Below are 16,711 nucleotides of genomic sequence, written 5' to 3' on the forward strand. Positions count from 1 at the left end.
CGCTTCAACGTTGCCCTTGGTGCATCAGGATGCATGCTCGACCGATGAAATGGATGTCGGGCATCGCGGCAATGGTCCTGTGGTCGGTCGTTCCAGCCCTGGCCGAGGGGGCTGAGGATTGGCAAAAGGAGACCGCGCGGGTGCAGGACCTGGTGCGCCGGCACGCGGCGGGCATGGAGTTCAAGAACATCAAGTCCCGGTCAGGTGATTCGTTCGACGATGTGGTGATCAAGTCGGTGACCGCCGGTGCGGTGGCATTCCGGCATGCCGGCGGCGAGGGCGAACTGCCGGCCGCGGATTGCCCGGAACTGTGGATGGATTTGTTCGGCTTGGGAGCCGCGACGGAGACGGCGGCGGACCCGGCAACGGCCGAGTTCCGCGAGCCGGGTCCCGAGGTCGCCGAGGCGATCGTGGTGATTGAAGGCGACAACTCGACCGGCACCGGCTTCTTCTGCCGGGCCGAAGGCCAGGTGTTCCTCTACTCGGCGGCGCACGTGCTTTCGGGGAACAGCAAGCTCAAGGTGAAGCTGCGCGATGGCAGCGTGGTGCGGAAGTTCGGCGCCTTGCAAGCGGCCGAGGGCGGCGACATGATCCGCCTGCCGCTGGAGCAGGAAGTACCCCATGCCCTGGAGATCGCGGCGGAAGCGGGCGTGGCGGCGGTGGGCATTCCGGTCTTCGCTTCAGGCAACGCCGGGGGCGGAGGGACCGTGGGCTACGAGAAAGGGACGATCAAGGGAGTCGGTCCGGAATCGATCGAGATCGATGCCGAGGTCATCCAGGGGAACAGCGGAGGGCCGATCCTGCACGGCGACAGTCACGTGGCGATGGGCGTGGTCACGCATCTCACCGCGGCCCGCAAGGACCTTTGGGCGAAGGAAACCCGCTACGCCGAGGTGCGTCGATTCGGATGCCGGCTCGACCGTCAATGGAAGTGGAAGACGGTGCCGGTGGACGTTTTCCTCAAGGAGGGGAGGGCGATCCAGGAACTCCAGGACCAATCCGACCTGATGGTCGCGGCCTTGCAGCCGGCGCAGTGGGACACCGCGGTTTTCCGCCAGCAGCGTGACAACCCGCTGGCCCGCGACATCACGGCGCTGAACGCCTGGATCGAGGAGCAACGCCGGGGCGGGCAGCGTTTCAGCGAGTCGGACCGGAAGAAGCGCTTGCGCGGGATTTTCGAAAGCGGCCGGCACCGTTCGCGGGCCCAGCTGACGGCCTTCAACTGCATCAACTACACGTGGTTCCACCGCGAGCGGGGCAACCAGGAGGTCACGCGCCGGGAAGAAATCGACAAGGCCTACGAGAACACCGTGAACGACCTGCGCTAAGGCGTTCCGGGCTCGAAATAGAGGATGAAGAATCCTTGGTCCGAGCGCGGGGTTTCGAATTCGTAGCTGCCTCGTTCGGTCGGGGTCATGAATTCGATCTGCTCCCTGGTCAGTGTCAGGATCCGGTTGGAAGGATCTGCGAGCCCGGCGGGTGATGAGCTGGCGTGGAGGTGGAAGCTTCCGTCCGCAACCAGCGGCGGCAGGGCGATCCGGACATTCTGGCCGTCGAGGGTGGCGGTCAGTTTGAAGGTCAGGTCATCGAGCGCCGAGGTCGGATCGAGGCCCAGATGGTATTCGGAAAGGTTGTCGAGGCCACCACGATCGGAGTCCGCCGTGGACTGTCCGGCGATTCCAAAATCCTCCAGCCAGTCGGCGAATCCCTTGGTCGCGGTCGCGACGATGGCGGCTTCGGAGCGGTTGCCGGCGGCGTCGAAGGCGACGACGGAATAGCTGAACGGAGTGTCCCTTGGTAGTTCGGAGTCGACGAAGTCCGGTGAGTTGAGCGTGGCGATCAGTTCTCCGTCACGACGCACTTCGTAGCCACCAACCACGGTGTTGTCGGCGACCGGTGACCACGCCAATCCGATGGCGTCGAAGTCCGGGGATGCAGAGAGATCCTGCGGGGCGGAAGGCGGCGTCGCATCGGCGAGGGTCACCGCCGTCACCCCGGCACCAGGTGACGGGTTCAGGGCGGCATCGAGGGCGACGACGACGTAGCTGAAGGAGGTTTCGCTCGCGACGCCCGCGTCGGTGAAGGCGGTATCCGCGGTGGTGGCGACGAGCGTGCCGTCGCGGCGGATTTCGTAAGCCTCGACCCCGACGTTGTCGTCCGGGGCGTCCCATGAGAGTGCCACCGACGAGTCGGTGGCGGCGGCTTGTAGGTTCCCCGGTTGCCCCGGCGGGGTGAGGTCGGGGGTCGCGGTGACACTGATGATTCCCGAGGCCAGGCTTCCCTTGCCTTCGGGACTCACGGCATCCGCAGGCACCTGCACCGTCACGAGTCCGGAGGTCGGAGTGATACGGGCGATGTAGTAGTAACCCGATCCCCGGAGGCCGGTGGCCATGCCGCCGGTTACGGCGAGGTCGGAAGCCGTGAACTCGTCCGTTTCCATGTCGAAGACGATCGTGACCTCGAAGTTGCCGAGCGGGGCGGAAGCGGGACCGGCGATCTGGCAGCGGGCGGCGCGTTTGTTGAAGCCGGGGGCGAAGGTGTAGGGCTCGGCGCTGTTGGGCCAGGTGCCGGCGTCGAGCGGTGACCAGGTGAGCCCGTCGACGCTGCATTCGACCTGGTAGTCGTAGATCCTGCCATTCTCCGAATTCACGCGGGGATAGTAGATGAAGCCGCCGACTTCCCGCACGGAGCCCAGGTCGAGCTGTAGCCAGTGGGGATGATCCGGGGCCTTGGTCTCGTCCGGTGAGACCGGGCCGCTCGGGGTTTGCCACAGGTTCCCGCCGGAGGTGGCGATGCCGTCGTTGGCCTTGGCCGCTGCGGTGCTGGATCCCGCCTCGAGATCCGCGGTGGCGACGACGGACTCGAAGGAAATCGGGACGCCTTCGCCGTCGAGGATGGTGAACTCGCTCACCGCGGCGTAGCGACGCCGTCCGGTGAGGGAGGTGAGGCGCACGAAGCGTGCCTCGGGCGCGGGTGGCGACGCGAATTCCTCCGGGACCAGCCCGTCGATGTAGGCTTGCAGGCGGGCGATCCCCTGGGCGTGGGCGAGGTTTTTCGCCAGGGGAGGCATCGCGTCGCCGTTGCCGACGGCGCTGAGCCGGACGAAAGTCGCTGACAGGGAACTGTTCCCGGGCCGGATGTAGCGGCCCTCGGGTCCCAATTCCTCGTAGCGCTGGGGGATGCCGTTGATGAGGTTCTGCAAATCCAGGGGCGTGGAGAGCCGGGCATCGAAGCCGGCGCCTTGGCCGCCCGGCTGGTGGCAGTGCGAGCAATTCGTGTCCAGATAGGAGCGGACCCGGTGCTCCAGCGGTGCGGTTTCATCATCGAGCGGGCGTGCCTCGAGGAAGTTCTCGAGCTGCGCCGCGGTCAGGGCGACATCGAAGGCACCGAGGGAGCTGAGGGTGGCGAGCTGGTTCGCGGTCCGGCCGGTGGCCGGATAGAAAGCATCGGAATTGAAGTGGGCGGTGCGGACGCCGAGTGCCTGGCCGGCGACGTCGTTGTGGCAGGCAAGGCAATCGCCGCGGGAAGGATAGGTCCAGGTCCGTTGTTCGGTTCCGCCGGGCGCATGGAACGGGTAGTCCTCGCTCAGTCCCGATTGCAAAAGCTCCGCGTCGGTTCCTTCCGCGTTCCATTTGTAGGTGAAACCGTATTTCCCGCCGCCGGAGGTGCAGACGAGGAAGCGGGTCTCAAGGCGCTTTACCTGACCGGGGTCGCTCGCATCGAGAGGTGCTTCGAAGTGCTTCACGAAGACCGTTCCGGCCGGAAACTGCCACGCCTCGTCTTCGCTGAAGACAATCTTCTCCTCGGGTGAGTCGAAGGCCCCGTCGTTGGGGAGGATGATCCAACGGCGCTTCAGCGCGTTGTCCGACCAGAGCGCGTTCGGAATGTCGTAAGGCATCACTCCCGCGGCGGGGGTGAGCGAGGCAAGGTCGTCGAAGACACCTGTCTGTGAAAGGAACTGCGGTGGTTCGGCGGACACTTCCGGCACGCCCAGTTTCATGATCCGGCCGTTGGGATTCCCGGTACCGGCCAGATCCATCATGTAGATTTCTCCGGCGCTGTCGGTCGAGAAGTTGCACAGGCCGCCTTTGTAGCCGGTGTGGAATGCCGAGAAGAGTTCGGTAACCACGGGAGTACCGCCGCCCTGGGGGAGTTCGAGGCTCCAGATGCGGCCGCGGACGTGGTCGCCGAAGAGCACCTTGCCACCGAGGAAGTCGTTCCACTTGGCTCCCCGATAGCGGAGCCCGCCGATGATGCTGGCACCTTCCGCGTGGCTGTATTCGTGGACGGGGACCACATCCGTACCGATCAGGGGCGAAGGCTTGGTTTTCGAGGTGGCGCGGGTGCCCTCGATGTAGGCCCATTGGCAGTTGCCGCCTTTCGGCACGAGGTTCAGCTCCTCGCGGTTGGCTTCGCCGACGTCGGCTACCCAGACTTCTCCCGTGATAGGATCGAGGTGAGCCGAGTGGGGGCTGCGCAGCCCGATGGCGTAAAACTCCTCGAGGACGCCGCCCGCGGGATCGAGGAAGGGATTGTCGTCCGGGATGCCATAACCTTGGGAGTAGCTGGCGGGCCACCCTTGGGGCTTGGCGAGCTCGGCAGGCCAGGCGGGATTCTCGCCGGGCTGCCGACGGATCGCATGGGATCCCGGCTTTCCGGGGTAGTAGTCGACGTCGATCCGCAGGATCCCGCCGAAGAAACCGAGATCGATTTCCTGTGAGTTGTCGAGGCCATCGCCTCCGAGCCCCCCGTCGCCGACGGTGACGTAGAGATAGCCGTCATTTCCGAAGAAGGTGGCCCCTCCATTGTGAAATCGGTGGGGATCGTACTGGGAGATGAGGATCGACTCGCTGGATGGATCAATCGTTCCGCTGGCGGGCAGCCAGTCAAAACGGGAGACCGTCCAGTAGCTATGGTCATCGTCATCAACGCCGGGCACGCCCTGGCGGCTGTAACAGACGAAGACCGAGTGCTCGCCCGGGAGGCCCGGTTGGCCGAAATCCGGGTGGAAGCTCAGGCTGTAGAAACCCTGGTCGTCGGAAGTTTGGGTGGCGGCGGTCCAGTCGAGCGCCTCGACGCGTTGGGCCATGGTTGCCGAGGGGTCATGGGGGAATCTCCAGATCCGGCCGACCTTTCCCACCACCAGGAGTTCCCCGGCCCCGGGGATCTCGACCAATCTCATCGGGTCGGTGAATGTCAGGCCCGGGAAGGCATTCTCCACCGCCCATCCCGAGGGGTCGCCGGGGGGAGTGGGGGGAAAAACGCCATTGAAATAGGGACCGACCGCTTCAGCGAAGTCGAGACCGGGGGTTTTTGCCGGTGCCGGGGATCCGACCGCCGAGATTAGGGCGGAGAGAACAAGGTGGGGGAACAACCGGTGCAGAAATCGGGGGGAGTGCACGCTACATCAGTTGCTATCTCCGCCGGTCGCCGGGAAGCAGAGAAGGGTGACAGATTCGCCTTTTTTGTGAATTTCCGGGGCGATGGAATGGGCTGATTTGAGATGACACCTGCAAAACCTGCATGGAAGAGGCTGCGAGCGGAGATTTCCGGGTGATTTCCTGTTTTTTCAAAAAATGATTCAAATCTGCGGTCGTTCTGTTAATTGCACACCCCAAGAACTTTCCTTCCAGTCGCCTTCCTCCCCAGAAAATCTCAACTCCCCCCGGTGAGAATGTCCTCCACAGTGCTTGTGGTTCCGCGAAAATGGCAGTCGTGCCTTGGCGCAGTTGGTGCTCCCAAGTGACACCGACAGTGCTTTTGCGGTAAGGTTTTCCGTCTGCGGGCACGGGTTACGCGATGCCAACACCCCCCCAGAAAATCAGTGCCATCCAGATGGCCGGGATCCTCGTGTGGATGACCGGGTCGCTGGGATCCGGACAAGTGCCGGATACCTTGAGGCACGCGCTCTATGCGCCGAAGTCGCTACCCCAGGAATACGAGAAGCAGGGATTCTGCGTGGCGATCGATGGCAATCTGGCGGTGATCGGGAATCCGATGTTCGACGCCGGCGAGGACATGGGAGCCGACACCGGCGTGGTGAAGGTCTTTGAATGCGACACCGGCAAACTGGTGCGGGTCCTGAAGAACCAGATGGGAGAGCCATTCGACTATTTCGGGCACGCCGTGGCGATTTCGGGCACCCGGGTAGCGGTGGCCGAGGAATCGACGGTTGGAGGATTCCCGCATGCCGGCCGCGTCCATGTCTTTGACATGGCAGCTCCGGAACCGACGGTTCCGGTCCTCAGTTTGGACAACCCCGACCCGGCCGCGTACGACCAGTTTGGCAATTCGGTTGCACTGGACGGGGACACGCTGGTCGTTGGCGAATGGCGGGACGACAGCGGGGCAACCAATGCCGGCAAGGTGCATGTCTACGATCTGTCGTCGACCACGCCCGGCGTACCGCTGATCAGCTTGGCGGATCCGCTGCCGGCGGAGGACGACAATTTTGGCGCCTCGGTGGCAGTTTCCGGCACACGGGTCGTGGTCGCCGCCTACCGTGACGACACAGGGGCCCCGGATGCAGGGAGCGCCTATGTCTACGAACTCGATTCAAGCACGCCCGGTCAGCCGGCGGTGGTGCTTTCGATCCCGGGTGCCGCGGACAACGACCATTTTGGCAACGCGCTGGCGATTTCCGGGACAATCGTGGCGGTGGGCATCGAGGCGGCTGATACCGGGGCCTTGAACGCGGGCCGCGTCGCGGTGTTCGACTTGCTGGAAGCGAGCCCTGGAAGCCCGATGCTGATCCTCGAGAATCCGGATCCCCGGGAAGGCGAAAACTTTGGAACCACGGTCTCCCTTTCCGGAGAGCTTCTGGTGGTCGGGGAGTATCGCGATGCCTCGGTTGTCACGGGCGGCGGGGCTTGCCACGTCTACGACCTTGCCGGTCCGAATCCGTCCCTGCCGCTCATGACCTTGACCAAGCCCACGCCGGAGGAAGGCGATTTCTTCGGGAACTCGGTGTCCATTTCGGGCAGCGAAATTCTGGTGGGCGCGTGGTACGATGACGCGGAGGCGGACGACGCGGGCGCCTCGTACTTTTTCGATTTGTCCTCGCCGACACCCGGGGTTCCGGTGTCGGTGCTGGGCAATCCCCTGCGGAAGTCGGCCGATCATTTCGGGGCGGCGGTGGCGATCTCCGGGGACTTGGTCGCGATCGGTTCTCCCGACAGCAATACCGGCGCTTCCGGGGCGGGATTGGTCCGGGTCTTTGACCTCGGCTCGACGTCGCCGAAAACAGAAGTCGCTTTGCTGCAGGATCCCGTCCCGGCAATTGACGACCGCTTTGGTAGCGCGGTGGCGGTTTCGGGCTCGGTGATTGTCGTTGGCGACGCCGGTGAGGATGACGAAGCCCCGGACGCGGGAACCATCCACATTTTCGACATGGCGTCCCCAACCCCCGAGGTGGCGATTCTAACGATTGCCAATCCGGAGCCGGCGATCGGGGACGGATTTGGCACCTCGGTGGCGGTATCGGGCAGCAGAATCGTGGTCGGAGTGCCCGCTGACGACGAGGGCGCGGTCGATGCCGGCAGGGTGTTTGTGTTCGATCTTTCCGGGGCGAACCCCGAGGTGCCGTTGCTCACCATCGACAATCCGAGCCCCGCAACCGGGGATGGTTTCGGCGGTGCGGTGTCCATTGCCGGCGATTGGGTGGTTGTGGGCTCGGCGATGGACGATGAAAGCGGACTCAATTCGGGGCAGGTCTACATTTATGATCTCAGCGGCGCGGCGCCCGGGGTGGTTGCCCACAGCTTGCAGAATCCGACGCCAGCCACGGACGATCGATTTGGAGTCTCGGTGGCAATCTGGGGCGATCTGGTGGCGGTGGGAGCGGATGGAGATGACGCTGCGGCGGTAGATGGCGGCGCCGTGCATTTGTTCGATTTGTCCTCCGCTACGCCGGAGTTGCCCTTCCGAACACTCCATCATCCGCAGCCGGTGGCAGGAGATCAGTTCGGCGGGGCGGTGGCCGTGTCCGGCGCCAGGGTGGCGGTCGGGGCGAAGTTCGCCGACAACGGCGGGGCCGACTCGGGGAGAGGCTACTGCTTCAACCTGTCATCCCCAACCCCGGGAGTCCCCACGGCTACCATCGGGAAAGCAAGCCCTTCCGCAGGAGATCACTTCGGTGCGTCCATCGCGGCAGCGGGAGTCATTGTGGTCGTCGGAACACCGATGGACGACAAGACTGAGATCGACAAGGGGGCTGCCTATGTTTTCGGACCCGCGGCCCCGGAGATCGCCGTGAAGGGTCCGTTGGAGGCTGTTTTGGCGAATGGCGGGAGCTCCCATTTCGGTGCGGTGGGGATCGGCGCGGGCGGGGGAGGGACCTCGGAATTCACGATCCTGAACACGGGCATCACCGGCCTCACCATCCAGCAGATTTCGCTTGAGGGTGAAGATGCCGGTGACTTCTCGATCGATCTGGCAGGAATGGACATGACCGTGGCGGCTGACAAGGACACCACCTTTAGCGTGCATTTGAGCCCTCTCGCGTCCGGCCCGCGGTCTGCGGTTCTGCGGATCGAGAGCAGCGATGAAGACGAGAACCCTTTTGAGATTCATTTGACCGGGCAGGCCCTTTCTCAAAGCGAGGACACCGACGGTGACGGGTTGAACGATGTGTCGGAACTCCGGATGGCGGCTTTGGGTTTTGACTGGGAAGTTCCGAATCCGTCCTTGGTGCAAACGTTTCAGACTTCGTTGAACTCGGCGGGCTTCTTTGCTCCCGGGCAAGTCCAATCACTCCGGATCCCGGCACCGACCATTTCGAGGATTCCTGAAAGTGGTCACCTCAAGCTTTCGTGGTTCCTTGAAAAGGACGCGGGAGCGGGATTCGTCCCGCTGCCGATGAGTGAGCCGGAAACGTCGGTCAATAACGACGGGGAACTGGAGTTCCTGTTCGGTGTGGAGGACGACGCCGCATTTTTCAGATTGGAAACAGAGTAACCTCGAAGCACCGTGATTCCCCGCAAGATCAGACCCTTCGCCCCGCCGGTTATCCACCGTTTGCTGGCGGCTCTCGTGGTTTTGCTGACCGGGGAACCGTCGTGCGCGGCCCCGTTGCCGTATTCATTGATCCATGCATTCGATTCACCAAGTCCGTCCAACCAGACGGCGACCCGACTCGGCTATAGCGTGGCCATCGATGGCGGGATCGTTGCGGTGGGAGCTCCTTGGGATGACTCAGGAAGCGAGGACAGCGGCGTGGTTTGGATCCACGATTCCGCGACTGGTGCACTGACCCATCGCCTGGAGAATCCAAGTCCGTTGCGTCAGAGCCACTTCGGATCATCCGTCGCGGTATCGGGGAGCCGGGTGATCGTCGGGGTGCCGGAAGACAATACCGGAGAGAACGATGCGGGCATCGTGTATGTTTATGACCTCAATTCGCCGACACCCGCAGTTCCAGTCCTCACGCTCAACAACCCCATGCCCGATGAAAACGATCTGTTCGGGTGGGCCGTGGCGTTATCGGGAGACAGTTTGATCGTCGGTGCTCCCGGCGGTGACTTTGGCACGACCGATGCAGGCTGCGCTTATCTATACGATCTCGCGTCCGGAACTCCATCGCTGCCGGCGCGGCAACTGGCCAATCCGAATCCAGCGGGAAAGAACTTCGGACACTCGGTTGCCATCGAGGGGAGTTCCTGGGTTGTTGGATCAATTCAAAACGACGGGAGCGGCGATGCCTGCCGGGCTTTTGTCTACGATGGTTCCTCGGGGACGCCGGGCGTTCCGGTGCTGACACTTGCCGATCCAAGCCCCGGCTCGAACGACCATTTCGGATACTCGGTTTCTCTCGCTGGATCACGGGTGGTGATTTCAGCTCCTTTGGATGACACCGGGGCGATCAACTCGGGAGCTGCTTATGTCTTCGACTTGGCTGCGGAATTTCCGGCGATTCCACGACATTCGCTTTTCAACCCAACGCCTGCCAACGAGGATGCATTCGGAGGTTCGGTCGCCGTATCGGGCGACACGGTGATCGTGGGAGCCGGTTTCGATGATGGAATAGCAGAAGATTCGGGCCGGGCCTATTTGTTCAATCTCTTGGCGGTCGATCCCGATCTCCCCGAGTCGGTCATTTACAATCCGGATCCCCAATCGGGGGACAAATTTGGAGCCGCGGTGTCAATGTCCGGGACCCGACTGGTCGTGGGTGCCTACGAAGATCGGACCGTCGCCAAAGATGCCGGTAGTGCTTACGTGTTCGAACTTTCCTCGGCGACACCGGGTCAGTCATTGTTTTCGATCGCCAATCCAAGCCCGTCGTCCTTGGAGGAATTCGGGTCTGCCGTGGCGATCCATGGGGATCTCGTGGTGGCCGGGAGCCCCCACGACGACAAGGGTGCCAGCAATGCCGGAAGTGTTGCCGTCTTCAATGTCTCGTCGTCGCTTCCCACCCAGCCGGTGTTGGTTTTCGACAACCCGACACCATCCACCAACGACTACTTCGGCAATGCCGTTGCGATCTCGGGCAATCTCGTAGCCGTCGGAGCCGATCACGAGGACACCGGCGCCAGCAACGCCGGGGTGGTGTACATCTACGACGTCAGCTCGGGGAATCCGACGACTCCTGTCCGGACGCTAACGAATCCGACGCCACAGTCGTCCGATGAGTTTGGCAATGCCGTGGCGATCGAGGGGCAGATCGTCGTGATTGGATGCTTTCAGAACAAAATCGGCGGTGTCGAGGCGGGGAGCGTCTACGTCTATGATCTCTCGGGTCCGACGCCGGGAGTTCCGTTCCTGACCCTCGATAATCCGGCACCGGGTGAAGGCGACGAATTCGGCCATTCGGTTGCGATTTCCGGATCGCTCGTGGTGGTTGGAGCGAGGTTGGATGATGCTGGTGCCGTCGATTCAGGAAGCGCGTTTGTTTACGACCTCACTTCACCGACCCCGACGACAGCGATCTTCGTTCTCGATAACCCTTCACCCGTCGCGGACGATCAGTTTGGCTTCTCCGTGGCGGTTTCGGGGCCTTACGTTTTGGTGGGGAGTCCGGAGGACGACACCGTTGCATCAAATGCAGGTGCCGTTCATGTCTACGATTTGGCTTCCGACTTTCCCACGACGCCTGGATTCATCGGTTACCCCGGAGCGGGTACGGGCGCCCGATTCGGCGGTGGACTGGGAATCTCGGGGACCCGGTTTGTGGTGGGAGCGCCGGACGATGATGATATCGCTCCAAACGGAGGAGCGTGTTATGTTTATGAATTGACGTCGGCAACGTATCCGACACCTGCGGAACGTTTGGAAACGGTGGTGCAGGCCGAGGACGACCAATTCGGCTTCGATTTGGCGATGGATGGAACCCGCATCGTGGTTGGTGTGCCTCTTTTTGATTCGAACACCGCGGACCGTGGGGCCGCCTATTTGTTTTCACCGGATCCACCTTCGCCGGAATTGCAGGTTGAACAACCGCCGGGAACGGGGCTGGTAGGCAGCGGAGCCAATATTCCTTTTGGGAACGTCCCGGTTGGTTCGACCAGTGCGGTTCAGGAAGTGATTGTGCGGAATATCGGCACCGCGGTTCTGGAGGTCACCGCCATCGGTTTGCTTGGGGGGAATGAGGCCGATTTTGACATTGATTTGCCGGCCCTTCCCGTCGAGTTGGAAGTCGACGAGGTGCTCGTGTTCCAAGTTTACTTTGTTCCGGCGTCCAAAGGCTCGTTGGCGAGCAGCCTGCGGATTGAGAGCAATGCTGGAACGGGCAACCCCTTCGACATCTCGTTGACCGGTCAGGCCTTGTCCGCGGAGGACGACACTGACGGCGACGGAGTGAACGATGTTGCTGAGCTTCAAATGGAGTCCATGGGCTTTGATTGGCAGGTGAATGACGAGGAGTTGATCCAGATTATGCAGTCCGGGGCCAATGCTTTGGGGCTTTTTAGTGGGTCGCAGCTTCAAGAGATGAATTCTGCGGCAACTCTTCTTCCAAAAGTTCCGGGTTCGGATCATTTCCGCCTGGCGATTGGCGTACGGAGTTCATCGGAGCTGTCGGAGTTCGCCGAATTTCCAATTCTCGAGTCCCAAGTGTCCGTAAATGAGCAAGGAGCCGCCGAGTTCCGATTCCTACCCACGGAACCATCCGCTTTCTTCAGGCTTGAGGCACATGGAGGCGGTCAATAGTGCAATTGAATCACCAGATTGGCGACTGGATGGCCAAAGCTGACGGCCTGATGGGCAGCCCGTGTGGATCTCCGTTTCGGATTGACAACCAGAGCCTTGAAGATCGATACTTCTAACAATCATCCGCCCTTTTGAATGCGTTCGTTGCGCCTGATTCCCCCCTGCTTCACTGCGACCTCCCTGCTTGTCGGCCTGCTGGGATCCGCGACCCCATCGTACTCCCAAGACTTTTCGCTCCAGGTGGGTGAGGGTGACCGCGTCTTGTCGGACGCGTTCTTCCCTCCGACTTTGGCGCAAGGCGTGAAAGGGGGCGTCTATTTTGGTTTGGAAGGCCTCGTCACCTACGATTCCAACTTTTTTCTCGATGCGGACTACACTGAGAGTGAGCTAACAACGGAGATCGCTCCTTGGATTGCCTATCGTACGGATCCGGAGGGAAATGCTGAGTTTTCCTTGGAAGCTCGATATTCGCCGACTGCGAGAGTTTTCCTGAATCATTCCGATCTCAATGGGATCGATCATGCCGGTGAGGTTTCATTCCGGTACCAAGCGTCCAAGACAACGGTGACGGCGTACGCGAGCTATTCCGAAGTGTCTTCCTCAGACCGGATTGCCGGGGGATTCATTCAGGGATCTATTTTGACCTACGGGATAGCCGGATCATACCAGCTGGCGCCTAGAACATCTATTCTGGCAGGCTGGTCTGCGTCGTCATCGGATTACAGCTCTGGTGGAAGGGCTGGTGCAGACGTCTACACCTCGGAAATATCCGGGCTTTGGGATGCAACCGAACGCATCCGCTTTGGTCCTTCAATCCGGCACACATTGACGGATTCTGCTAGCACCGGCGAGCGGGATGCGATCGGAGTGCTCGCGAAAGCACGGTACCGGTGGGGTGAAAGGATTCGGATCGATGCCTTTGCAGGTGTGGAGTTCGCGAAGAACTCAAGGACCGGGGGGGGGCGAGACGCAGGTCCGGCTGGCGGGCTTGCGGCGGAATACTTCTACAACGAGAGGTGGAGTTTCAGGGGAGGAGTGCGTTACGCAACCGTGCCCTCTCCGAACAACGTCAATTATCTTGTGAATGACCTGACGTTCTCAATGGCGGTCGTGCGGAATTTCGAAACGTCCTCGCTCGAATTCGGAGCCGGGCTGAGCTTTACCGACTACGAGGCCGTCGGTGCGACAGCGGCCACGAGAGGTGATGAGCGTTTCTACAGCACCTACCTCGGGTATCGGAGACAGCTCTTCAACGAGCGGGTTTCTCTTGAGTCGATTGTCCGTTGGGCAACCAATGACGGCCAAAAAGACTGGTCCCAGTGGCAGCTGTCCACTGGAATTGAGGTGGAATTTTAACGATTCGCCGAATTACGCGGGCTTGATTCGGATTCCCAACGGAATTGAAAATCCCGCAGGCCCTTGTAGCATTCGAGCCTGAGGCTGGCTCGACGCCTGCTGGAATCAAGGAGAATGGGCGAGGATGATCGTTGGGAGCAACAAGCAATAAGACGACTTTCCCCCATAGCCAGCACTGGCGGAAAGCCTATTTTTTTTGGAAATGCGCCTCGCTGGTGGTGGTTTCATGAAAATCAAGTCATCTGAAATTCTCGAATATTGAAACTAATGCCGGGTACTCCTCTCGAAATTCCAATAAATACTTGAAAGCAACGGTGATTCTGCTAGAAGCGCTTTGCTGTTTTCCCACCCCCAAAAAATCTCCCCATCTAAACTTCCAACCTGAGTGTCTCCGTTGCAATCGCTCCGACGATAGGCTGACGGAGTTCTTCAGAGAGGTTGTGTAGGCAATAGGGAGGTCACCACCCGGCCCTGATTGTCAGGTTTTGTCGCTGAGAAGTGCCAAACGACCAAGGGCGGCAGCGTGTGATCAGTCTGAGTAGTCTTCCGAAAAATGGTGACGAAAAGTAATCGAACGTAAAGCCTTCGTCCGACCGGCCTCCCCCCACTCCCCCCCCCCGATGAAATTGCAACCGAAGGAAAGGCGGTCCCGCCCGGCCACGGCGCACCGCTCGGAACGCCCATCTCTCCCGAAAAGTCGTAAGGCAACCAATCCCAATCAGGTCCTTCAACTACCGGGTATTGGCCGAAAGGCCAATCTCGGTCAGCTGTGGAAGGACGAGGAATATTGCCAACCGGAGATCCCTGGCTGGAAGCGCTGGTTCGACACTTCCATGGTGATTCTTTCACTGACTTTTTCGATTCCGCTCATGCTCGTGGTGGGCATCTGGATTCGGATGGTATCGAGAGGGCCGGCACTCTATCGGCAGAAGCGCGTTGGTTTGGGCGGGCGCGTTTTCACTCTCTACAAGTTTCGAACCATGCATGAAGGTGCAGAGCTATTGTCCCATCAATTGCATGTGAGTCGGCTGGTTGAATCAGGCGAGCCGATGATGAAGCTGGATTTGTTGGGCGACCCCCGACTTATTGCGGGAGGGTGTTTCCTCCGGGCCACCGGACTAGATGAATTGCCGCAGCTTTTGAATATTCTGCGTGGTGAAATGAGCTTGGTTGGCCCGCGACCATGCTTGCTGGACGAATTCAGATTGTTCAGTTCGTCGCAGCGCGAGAGGTTCAAGGTACTGCCCGGCCTGAGTGGTCTCTGGCAAGTGAATGGGAAGAATAGTACAACCTTCCGAGAAATGAACGATTTGGACGTGAGGTACGCACGTTCGTCAGCTCCTGGTTTGGACTTGCGCATTCTATTGGCAACCCCGAGGGCACTTTACGGGCAAATTCGCCAATGCATGTTGCGGAGAATTCGGATGAATCATTCGGATCGCCGAGAGTTCTTGGGATACAAGAAATGCCCCGTCGAAAACCGTCTATGAACTCCAATTTGGCCATCGGCATCGTAGGATGCGGTTACTGGGGGCCAAATCTGGCGAGGGCTTTCGAAAATACATCTGGTGCAATTGTCTCCGCACTTTGTGACTCGGATGAAACACGATTAACTTCGCTTCAGGAACGGCATCCGGCAGCTCGGCGCTACACCGAATTCCGGCAGATGCTGGAGGATCCGAATCTGGACGCCGTAGTGATAGCTACACCAGCTTCGTTGCACTACCGGCAGGCGAGAGAGGCGCTGTTGTCTGGCAAGCACGTTCTGATTGAGAAACCGATGGCCGGGTCCTCGGTTGAGTGTGAGGATTTGATCTCCATGGCAGAGAAATCAGGACTCATCATTATGGTGGATCACACCTATCTGCATTCGCCGGCTGTATTGAAGATCGCTGAATTGGTTTCATCGGGTGAGATCGGTGAATTGAAGTATATCAATTGCCAGAGACTCAATTTAGGGATCATTCAAAATGAATTCAATGTGGCTTGGGATTTGGCCCCGCACGATCTTTCTGTCATTATCCATGTCATGGAAGAAGTTCCATTGGTGGTGAATTGCCAAGGAGGAAGCCAAATGGGGAATGGAATTGAAGATGTGGTCAATATTTCGCTCGGGTTCTCGAGGGGACGATTTGCTACCATTCAGAATAGCTGGATTGAGCCTAGGAAAGTTCGGCAAATGACGTTTGTGGGAACGCAAAAAATGATCGTTTTTGACGATCTGAAAGCAATCGAGAAGATCAAGATTCACGACGTAAGAGTAGAGCGACCGCCCCGTTACAAGGATTTCACTCAGTTCCAGTACTCTTATCACTACGGCGATTGCTATATTCCTCGTGTCGAGCAACGGGAGCCGCTTTGCGTCGTGTGCGAGGACTTTGTCCAGTCAATCAGAGGCAACGTCGCCCCATCGTCCTGTGGCAGGTGCGGTCTCGAAGTCGTGAGGATACTCGAGGCCTGTTCCGAATCACTGAGATTGAATGGCGCAGCTGTAAAGATCTGTCAGAGCCGCATGAGCCCCGATCGCAGCAACGCATTGGCCGTGGAGAAATCATTGATAGAGCTCAATGCATGAGCAGTGAATTCAAGGGCAGCCTTCGTATCGCCCCGGATGTGAGGATGGGAGCCGGTGTGAAACTGCACGGGTTTGTGAATCTCTATGGCTGCGAGATCGGAGACGGGACTAGGATTGGAGCTTTCGTTGAAATCCAAAAAGGATCAAAGGTTGGTGCACGCTGCAAAATTTCGAGCCACACATTTATTTGCGAAGGAGTGATCTTGGAAGATGAGGTATTCGTAGGACATGGGGTCAACTTTGTGAATGATCGCTATCCTCGTGCGGTGAATGAGCGGGGAGAAATGCAAAGCGATGATGATTGGACCTGCCAGAGAACCCTCGTTGAGAGAGGTGCATCGATCGGCTCCGGAGCCACGATTCTAGGTGGCTTGGTAATCGGTGAAGGAGCCCTCGTCGGCGCAGGGAGTGTTGTTACCTCTGACGTGGCACCTAGGTCGGTGATTGCGGGAAATCCAGCCCGAGTTCTGCACCCGGATTCAAAGGCCGAAGCTACAAATGCTGCGCCACGACCGCCATTTTAAGAGAACTTCAGACAAGGAGTTTTGGAAGAGACCAAAAAAAATCAATATCTGATATAATTCTCATCAGCCAATCGAGGCCGTGCCTCCGACTGTTGCCTACGATATGCAATAA

The 16,711-nt window shown here is 59.9% G+C and carries 8 protein-coding genes; 7 read left to right on the forward strand and 1 reads right to left on the reverse strand.

Annotation, left to right across the window (positions count from 1 at the left end; all coding sequences use genetic code 11):
* Positions 1 to 44 precede the first annotated feature (44 nt).
* Positions 45 to 1,328, forward strand: coding sequence for a trypsin-like peptidase domain-containing protein (locus IG178_RS00810; RefSeq protein WP_193210578.1), 1,284 nt, complete (start codon positions 45 to 47; stop codon positions 1,326 to 1,328).
* Here IG178_RS00810 and IG178_RS00815 read toward each other — a convergent pair.
* Complete coding sequence (locus tag IG178_RS00815) at positions 1,325 to 5,374, reverse strand: PQQ-dependent sugar dehydrogenase (RefSeq protein ID WP_193210579.1); 4,050 nt, start codon at positions 5,372 to 5,374, stop codon at positions 1,325 to 1,327. The genes IG178_RS00810 and IG178_RS00815 overlap by 4 nt on opposite strands.
* 461 nt (positions 5,375 to 5,835) lie before the next feature.
* Between IG178_RS00815 and IG178_RS00820 the strand changes: the two genes are divergently transcribed.
* The 6 genes from IG178_RS00820 (at position 5,836) to IG178_RS25840 (ending at position 16,599) form a co-directional block, all read left to right on the forward strand.
* Positions 5,836 to 8,955 (forward strand): choice-of-anchor D domain-containing protein, encoded by a 3,120-nt coding sequence (locus IG178_RS00820; protein WP_226894604.1) that lies wholly within the window; start codon positions 5,836 to 5,838, stop codon positions 8,953 to 8,955.
* A 12-nt stretch (positions 8,956 to 8,967) separates the two neighbouring features.
* On the forward strand, positions 8,968 to 12,144 hold the full coding sequence (locus IG178_RS00825; protein WP_193210581.1) for a hypothetical protein: 3,177 nt from the start codon (positions 8,968 to 8,970) through the stop codon (positions 12,142 to 12,144).
* Positions 12,145 to 12,279: 135 nt separating this feature from the next.
* Positions 12,280 to 13,500 (forward strand): outer membrane protein, encoded by a 1,221-nt coding sequence (locus IG178_RS00830; RefSeq protein ID WP_193210582.1) that lies wholly within the window; start codon positions 12,280 to 12,282, stop codon positions 13,498 to 13,500.
* A 620-nt stretch (positions 13,501 to 14,120) separates the two neighbouring features.
* Positions 14,121 to 14,990: a sugar transferase gene (locus tag IG178_RS00835; RefSeq protein WP_193210583.1), complete on the forward strand. Its 870-nt coding sequence runs from the start codon at positions 14,121 to 14,123 to the stop codon at positions 14,988 to 14,990.
* An 8-nt stretch (positions 14,991 to 14,998) separates the two neighbouring features.
* Complete coding sequence (locus IG178_RS00840) at positions 14,999 to 16,075, forward strand: Gfo/Idh/MocA family protein (protein ID WP_226894605.1); 1,077 nt, start codon at positions 14,999 to 15,001, stop codon at positions 16,073 to 16,075.
* Positions 16,072 to 16,599, forward strand: coding sequence for an acyltransferase (locus IG178_RS25840; protein WP_193210585.1), 528 nt, complete (start codon positions 16,072 to 16,074; stop codon positions 16,597 to 16,599). The genes IG178_RS00840 and IG178_RS25840 overlap by 4 nt, the downstream gene beginning before the upstream one ends.
* Positions 16,600 to 16,711: the final 112 nt, after the last annotated feature.

The sequence above is a fragment of the Neoluteolibacter marinus genome (genome assembly GCF_014904755.1).
Lineage (GTDB): Bacteria > Verrucomicrobiota > Verrucomicrobiia > Verrucomicrobiales > Akkermansiaceae > Haloferula > Haloferula marina.

Coding starts and splice junctions, on each gene's coding strand:
- IG178_RS00810 (WP_193210578.1), top strand. CDS start 45: ATGAAATGGATGTCGGGCATCGCGGCAATGGTCCTGTGGTCGGTCGTT.
- IG178_RS00820 (WP_226894604.1), top strand. CDS start 5,836: ATGGCCGGGATCCTCGTGTGGATGACCGGGTCGCTGGGATCCGGACAA.
- IG178_RS00830 (WP_193210582.1), top strand. CDS start 12,280: ATGCGTTCGTTGCGCCTGATTCCCCCCTGCTTCACTGCGACCTCCCTG.
- IG178_RS00835 (WP_193210583.1), top strand. CDS start 14,121: ATGAAATTGCAACCGAAGGAAAGGCGGTCCCGCCCGGCCACGGCGCAC.
- IG178_RS25840 (WP_193210585.1), top strand. CDS start 16,072: ATGAGCAGTGAATTCAAGGGCAGCCTTCGTATCGCCCCGGATGTGAGG.